The organism is Methyloterricola oryzae (assembly GCF_000934725.1).
GTDB lineage: Bacteria > Pseudomonadota > Gammaproteobacteria > Methylococcales > Methylococcaceae > Methyloterricola > Methyloterricola oryzae.
Genome location: NZ_JYNS01000027.1, coordinates 25,397 through 31,456 on the forward strand (window position 1 = coordinate 25,397; position 6,060 = coordinate 31,456).

General features: G+C 52.0%; 6 protein-coding genes. 3 read left to right on the top strand and 3 right to left on the bottom strand.

The annotated features are described in order from the left end of the window. Positions 1–5: 5 nt before the first annotated feature. The 3 genes from glgX to EK23_RS24630 form a co-directional block, all read right to left on the bottom strand. Positions 6–2,126: a glycogen debranching protein GlgX gene (gene glgX / locus EK23_RS19915; RefSeq protein ID WP_045227159.1), complete on the bottom strand. Its 2,121-nt coding sequence runs from the start codon at positions 2,124–2,126 to the stop codon at positions 6–8. Between the two features lie 704 nt (positions 2,127–2,830). Then, entirely contained in the window at positions 2,831–3,253 is a 423-nt protein-coding gene (locus EK23_RS19920; RefSeq protein ID WP_045227160.1) for an RgsD C-terminal domain-containing protein, read from the bottom strand. Positions 3,254–3,908: 655 nt separating this feature from the next. Continuing rightward, the gene (locus EK23_RS24630; RefSeq protein ID WP_327037076.1) at positions 3,909–4,442 is read right to left on the bottom strand and encodes an exosortase system-associated protein, TIGR04073 family; all 534 of its coding nucleotides are present in this window, start codon (positions 4,440–4,442) and stop codon (positions 3,909–3,911) included. A gap of 168 nt (positions 4,443–4,610) precedes the next feature. Between EK23_RS24630 and EK23_RS19930 the strand changes: the two genes are divergently transcribed. The 3 genes from EK23_RS19930 to EK23_RS24780 form a co-directional block, all read left to right on the top strand. Next, on the top strand, positions 4,611–5,306 hold the full coding sequence (locus tag EK23_RS19930; protein WP_045227162.1) for a DUF5752 family protein: 696 nt from the start codon (positions 4,611–4,613) through the stop codon (positions 5,304–5,306). Beyond that, a complete protein-coding gene (locus EK23_RS23510; RefSeq protein ID WP_145998756.1) occupies positions 5,306–5,815 on the top strand; it encodes a glycosyltransferase family protein in 510 nt (169 codons plus the stop codon). Before EK23_RS19930 ends, EK23_RS23510 begins: the two co-directional genes overlap by 1 nt. 68 nt (positions 5,816–5,883) lie before the next feature. Continuing rightward, the coding region (locus tag EK23_RS24780; RefSeq protein ID WP_045227166.1) for a transposase at positions 5,884–6,060 on the top strand (177 nt) is incomplete at its 3' end.

Here is a 6,060-nt window from a genome sequence, read left to right on the forward strand (position 1 = left end):
TCGGTTCATGGTTCTTGGGTGAACAATGTCAAGGAACGGCTCTTGACGAGATAATTCTCTCCGGAAGAGTATGTGCAAGCCTGGGCTTCCTCCTCGGCGGTATCCAGCATAATCCGCCAGTGTCTATCCGCTCGATAATTCGGAAGAAGGAACTGAATCTCTCTGTCATGCGCATTTAGAAGCAGCAGAAAATTATCGTCAAGAAGGGGTTGATCGCGTTCATCCCGTTCATTAATCGCCTCGCCCGCTAGGTAGACTCCTAAACAGCGCGCAAAGGATTGGCTCCATTCCTCTTCGCTCATTTCTTCGCCATCCGGATTGAGCCAGATGATGTCTTTGATTCCAATGCCCTTGATGGGACGGCCCGAGAAAAAATGCTGCCGGCGAAAAACCGGATGCTGTTTTCGCAGACACACCAATTGACGCACAAAGGTCAGCAGTTCGTGGTCTTCAGGCTGCAAATCCCAGTTTATCCAACTGATCTCATTATCCTGGCAATAGGCGTTGTTATTGCCCTGCTGGCTGCGCCCCATCTCGTCCCCAGCCAGCAGCATCGGCACTCCTTGTGAAAGCAGCAGCGTGCTCAGTAGGTTACGCTTTTGCCTTGAGCGCAATTGTCGAACGCCGGGGTCGTCGGTAGGGCCCTCTGCTCCGCAGTTCCAGGAGAAGGCGTTGTTGGAACCGTCGCGATTCTCTTCAAGATTGGCTTCATTGTGTTTCTCGTTGTAGCTCACCAGATCGTGCAACGTGAAACCGTCGTGCGCGGTGGCGAAGTTGATGCTGCAGTAGGGCCTGCGGCCATTGCCTCCATAAAGATCGCTGGAACCGGTAATGCGGTAGGCCAGATCGCCGATCAGTCCACCTTCCCCTTTCCAGTAAGCGCGAACCCCATCGCGATATCTATCATTCCATTCGACCCAGCCAACCGGGAAATTTCCAACCTGGTAACCGCCTTCTCCCAAATCCCAGGGCTCGGCGATCAGCTTGACCTGTGATAGCACGGGGTCTTGGCGAAGGATGTCGAAAAAGGCGCTGAGGCGATCGACTTCATGTAACTCCCGGGCGAGTGACGAAGCGAGATCGAAGCGGAAGCCATCGACGTGCATATCCAGCACCCAGTAGCGCAGGCTATCCATAATCAGCTGCAGTACGCGCGGATGCGTCATGTTGAGGGTATTCCCGCAACCGGTATAGTCCATGTAATGGCGTGGGTCGTCCTGATTCAGACGATAGTAGGCCTGATTATCGATGCCGCGAAAACACAAAGTCGGCCCAAGTTGATTACCTTCGCCGGTATGGTTGTATACCACATCAAGTATTACCTCAATGCCGGCGCGGTGCAGGGTTTTGACCAGCGTTTTGAATTCATTCACGGGTTCGCTATAAGCATAACGCCCTGCCGGCGCAAAAAATCCGATCGAGTTATAACCCCAATAATTGCAAAGTCCCCTTTCCACCAGATGGCGGTCGTTAATGAACGAATGTATCGGCATGAGTTCCACTGCCGTTATACCGAGTTTGGACAGGTGCGAAATTACCGGCTCTGTCGCTAGTCCGGCATAGGTTCCGCGCAGTGCAGGCGGAACTTTCGGGTGACACTGTGTGAAGCCTTTTGCGTGCAGTTCGTAAATGATGGTATCGTGCCAGGGGATTTGCGGTGGCCGATCGTATTCCCAGGAGAAAGCCGGATTAATTATCTGGCATTTAGGCATGCTTGAAGCGCTGTCTCGGTGGTCGAACGACAAATCCGCCTTCTTATTGCCCACCTTATATCCGAACAGTGTGTCATTCCATCGTAATGAACCAACGATTGCCTTTGCATACGGATCGAAGAGCAATTTATGGGGATTGAAACGCCCCCCCAGAGCCGGTTCGTAAGCGCCGTAAACACGGTAACCGTATAGCCAGCCCGGGCGCGCTTCAGGCAGAAAACAATGCCATACTTGGTCGGTCTGCTCCCGGAGCTGAATTCGCTGGATTTCGCGACGTCCCTTGTCATCGAACAAACAGAGTTCCACTTTTCCGGCATGCTCCGAGAAGAGGGCAAAATTGACACCCTTTCCTTCCCACGTAGCGCCAAGTGGATAAGGCTTTCCGGGCCACACCGTCGTTATACGGTCAATCATGAATATACCGCCAAATCCTATATACCATGTTGCTTAGCATCGCGAGCTCATATTTAATGTTTTTGCTTATCTCTGTCCAAGGCTCATCTCCAGGATTGAAAATGAGTAATCCAGCGATTGATAAATAACGAGACAAGACTGTTCACTGATTCCGTCTACGACTGCACATCCGTTGTCCAGGAAATGCGAGACGGGCACCATTGCCAAATGCCGAGTGTTACTATCCGCGTTAATGCGCCGGAAACACCTGCCACGCACCCGACGTCGGCTTCTCGGTTGATCAACTTAGTGGTATCGCCACACCGCTTAAGGTAATTGTCAGCTTTGATGTCATTAATGTCAGTGTGTGGTAGAAGGAACGCCAAGACGGGAACAGGCAGAAAGGCCTTAGAAGAATCGTCGGCCCACTCAGTTCCGGGGCAGGGCGCCGTGCTGACAGTGTCGCGGCGAGTGTCATCCTTGACCAAAGCTTGTGTCCAACCCGCCAGAACAAACACGGTGGCAAGAGCTAGTCATCCAAGTATGGAACGAAATACTAAACGGTCCATGACAACCTCCCACAGTACAGTAATAGCATCAATTTAGGCTTGGGTAGCGATCAATTTTTTCTCCGTTTTGAGCGAGTCCTAGGGCAAAGCTTGGCAATGCCTTACCAAATTTACGTTAAGCCGGAAAAGGTGGTTAATCTGCTTGATGAGAAACCCTCAATCTCCCTTCTTCTGTGGAAAATATAAGGGCACCAATACCCCGTGTTTGTTCGATACTGATATAGTTTTCTTAATCACATGGCCGTCGCTATCCGCAATGAGACTGTAGTGGCCTGGGGGCAGCTTGGCATAAAGGTAGGCGCCCTCAGAGACCGTATCAAGTATGGTTTTGCCGCTTGAAGTCATGATTTTAACCATCACGTCAGCGAGATACTCTCCTGTGCCATTTGCCGCGAACAGCAGATGCAAGTTATAGTTGCCTTGAATCGCTCGCATCGCTTTATATTCTTCCACGTCAACGCCGCCAGTTACAAACTCGATTCCTCCTTGGACTTGCGGTGTGACAAGTGCAACGTCTGCCGAGGCTGGATGGATTAACAAGACGCAGTATAGTATAAGTGCTATCTTTAGTCGCTTCATGGCAATCCCTCATAGTCTTAATATTTAGTATTTAACCACTAGACTTAATGACCAAGGCTCCTGATAATTTTAGTTTATGCAAATGAAGCGGCCGATCAGAAATTCGCCGAAATTAGGTCACCGGAAAACTGAAGATACAATTCGTAGTTGCCTCTTCCTTGTCCGATCCTATCGGGTACCTTCTCGCAGCGAGAAAAGGGAAATTGTTGTCGCCATCACCGGACGGATTCGGTACTGCCAATAACGGGGCAGGCGGTGAACCTTTGTACTGTGTGCCCGAGCACCCCCCTAACTCCTGATTGGCCCGCGGGGCGGGCGCTTCTGAAACCATTTCCTCCAAAATTCTGTCTGCATGGCCGGCCAGGTAAGACTCATCAGCATCAGCAACTTTCTCAAAGGACCTGCCCGCAATCGTCCGGTTTGCACGTACGAGTGTTCAGGCTGCAATACCGCGTCGCCGCTTTTCCGCCATTCAGCGTGGCAATTGCCAGTCTTATTGCATACAACGTTCTAATTCTGCCGAATTAGTAGGAAAGAGCCTGGAAACTGTCCGATGCTGACGCTGGAAAGTATTGCGCGCTGATTGACAGGCTATGGCTATCTGGCGCTGAAATGGAGCTTCCGATTAGCGGCAATTGCCATGCTCGCTCAGGGATTAGCGAAAGTAGTCCCATGGATATTCGGGCTTGAGTATTGGCGCGAAACCGGTGGGCACTGGGAACGGAGCAGTCAGGAATTCGTAGACTCCCACCAGTTCTCGCGTGACGATCCTGCCGAGTCCGAGAGCAAGGCCCACAGGTAGACCCAGCGCGCCTTTCTCCCGCGTCTCTGAAATCATGGTACCCGGTAACTCCATAACCCCGCAGGTCATTGCGGCCAAGCCTCGACCAAGTTTATGGGCGGCAGTCTGAGCGGAAATGCTGGTAGTGCTCAAGCACAATGTGAGCGCAACGACCATCGACCCTAAGGACTTTTTCGACTTCATCGAACCAACCTCCGTCAGGAGTTGAGTGCAATCGCGCTGTTCAATCAGACCTAACGCACAGGACACGACGGTATGCGAATGTCTCAGCCAGGTACTTAGTGGACGCTTCACGGCTATCGCATAAGACCGCCGGGAATGACGTGTACATTGCTGACAAGGGATAGTGGCAGTGTCAATTAGATTATCCAGCTTGCCTATAGGCATGATCACCTAAAGATTTCTAAGGATAGCCAGTCGCCGCCACCGCGCACATGATTGTTTTAACGGGTTGTCAGCCCATTTCCAACTCGTGCAAATTTTTGCAGTTCAAAGGCCTGCGAGCTCATACCTTGGGCCGGCTGGGAATTAGCGCCGTTAAGTTAGGAATTTTCGATGCTATCTGACTTGCACTCAAAAGAGACGGTAACGGCTGAAAACGGAAATTTCCCTCTGCGCGACTGTGCGCTTATCGCGATTGCCACTGGGGTTCGAGCAATGACGCTGAACGAACTGCGGGATGGCGTGCAACATGTCCCTCCGGCAAGTATTTATCACCATTTCTGGGCTGGTTTACTCGAGCCGCGCTTTGAGGAGCGCGAATACAGCAATGATTTTGCAGCGTGGGTCCACCATGGACTGCATGACGAGGTATTGGCGGAACGACTTGCATTGGTAAACCCGACAGAATTTGATGCGATCGAGGATCTACGCCAGGTGCTGCTCGATATTATCGATGAGCGCTTAGATGAAAGCGAGCGACTCCCTTGGTTGGTGGCGATTAACCCTTTCGAATTTATTCGCACTCAGACTGTCGTTTTCGACCCCCGAGCTTGTATTGATACGCCAAAGGCATTGGCTCGAATCATGCCGACCTTGTCCACTGGCAGCATCTTCTACCACTTTATCGACGCTCGCAGGCGTTCGCCAACAGGGTCCGACGATTTCAGCGAATGGCTGGGTGTATACGGGGATTGTTATGCAGATTTGCTCCAACGCCTTGCCAACATTGACCCTTATTTCGGTAGTCTGATTGATTTGAGGCTTCGCCTCGCCGCGACCTTGACCGACTGTCTTTTGGATGGTGTCTGATGTCACTCCTTGAGGATTATGCTGCCATTGCAGGTAACGATGTTGTTGACCATTTGCAGCAGCTGGCTAGTCTGCTGAGTAACCGTAAAGTGGTCCATATTAACTCTACTCGAATCGGCGGTGGTGTTGCGGAAATCCTCAGTAAATTGGTGCCGCTCTCAAAGGCTCTGGGATTAGATGTCCAGTGGGAAGTCATTACTGGCGAAGGTATGTTCTTCGACTGTACCAAGGCCATGCACAATGCATTGCAGGGGTCGCGAGCATCGATCCACCCCCGCTTACTCGCGCTCTATGAAGATACTAATGCCGCCAACGCGGAACGCCTGCGGGATCTGCTGAACGAGGCCGATTTTGTCATCGTTCATGATCCACAACCGGCCCCCTTAATCCGCCATTTTCCCTCGCGCCGTGGAAAATGGATTTGGCGTTGTCACATCGATGCTAGCCGTCCCTTCCGTCCAGTATGGAAGTATCTGCATCGCCACGTTTCAATCGTATCCGTCCGGTAATCCCATCTGTAAGGCGCCCGATGGATTGCGCAAGATAGTGTCCACTTCAGTTTTTAGTGGACACTTTCATGGACTCATCTCCCAAGCGTACCCGGCGCTTCCATAGCGTTGATTTCAAGCGGCAGGTGGTGGACGCCTGCCGACAGCCCGGTGCCTCAATTGCCGCGGTCGCGCTGGCACACGGCATCAACGCCAACCTGGCGCGGCGTTGGCTGCGCGAATCGGGCAGCGTAAGTGCCTCCAGA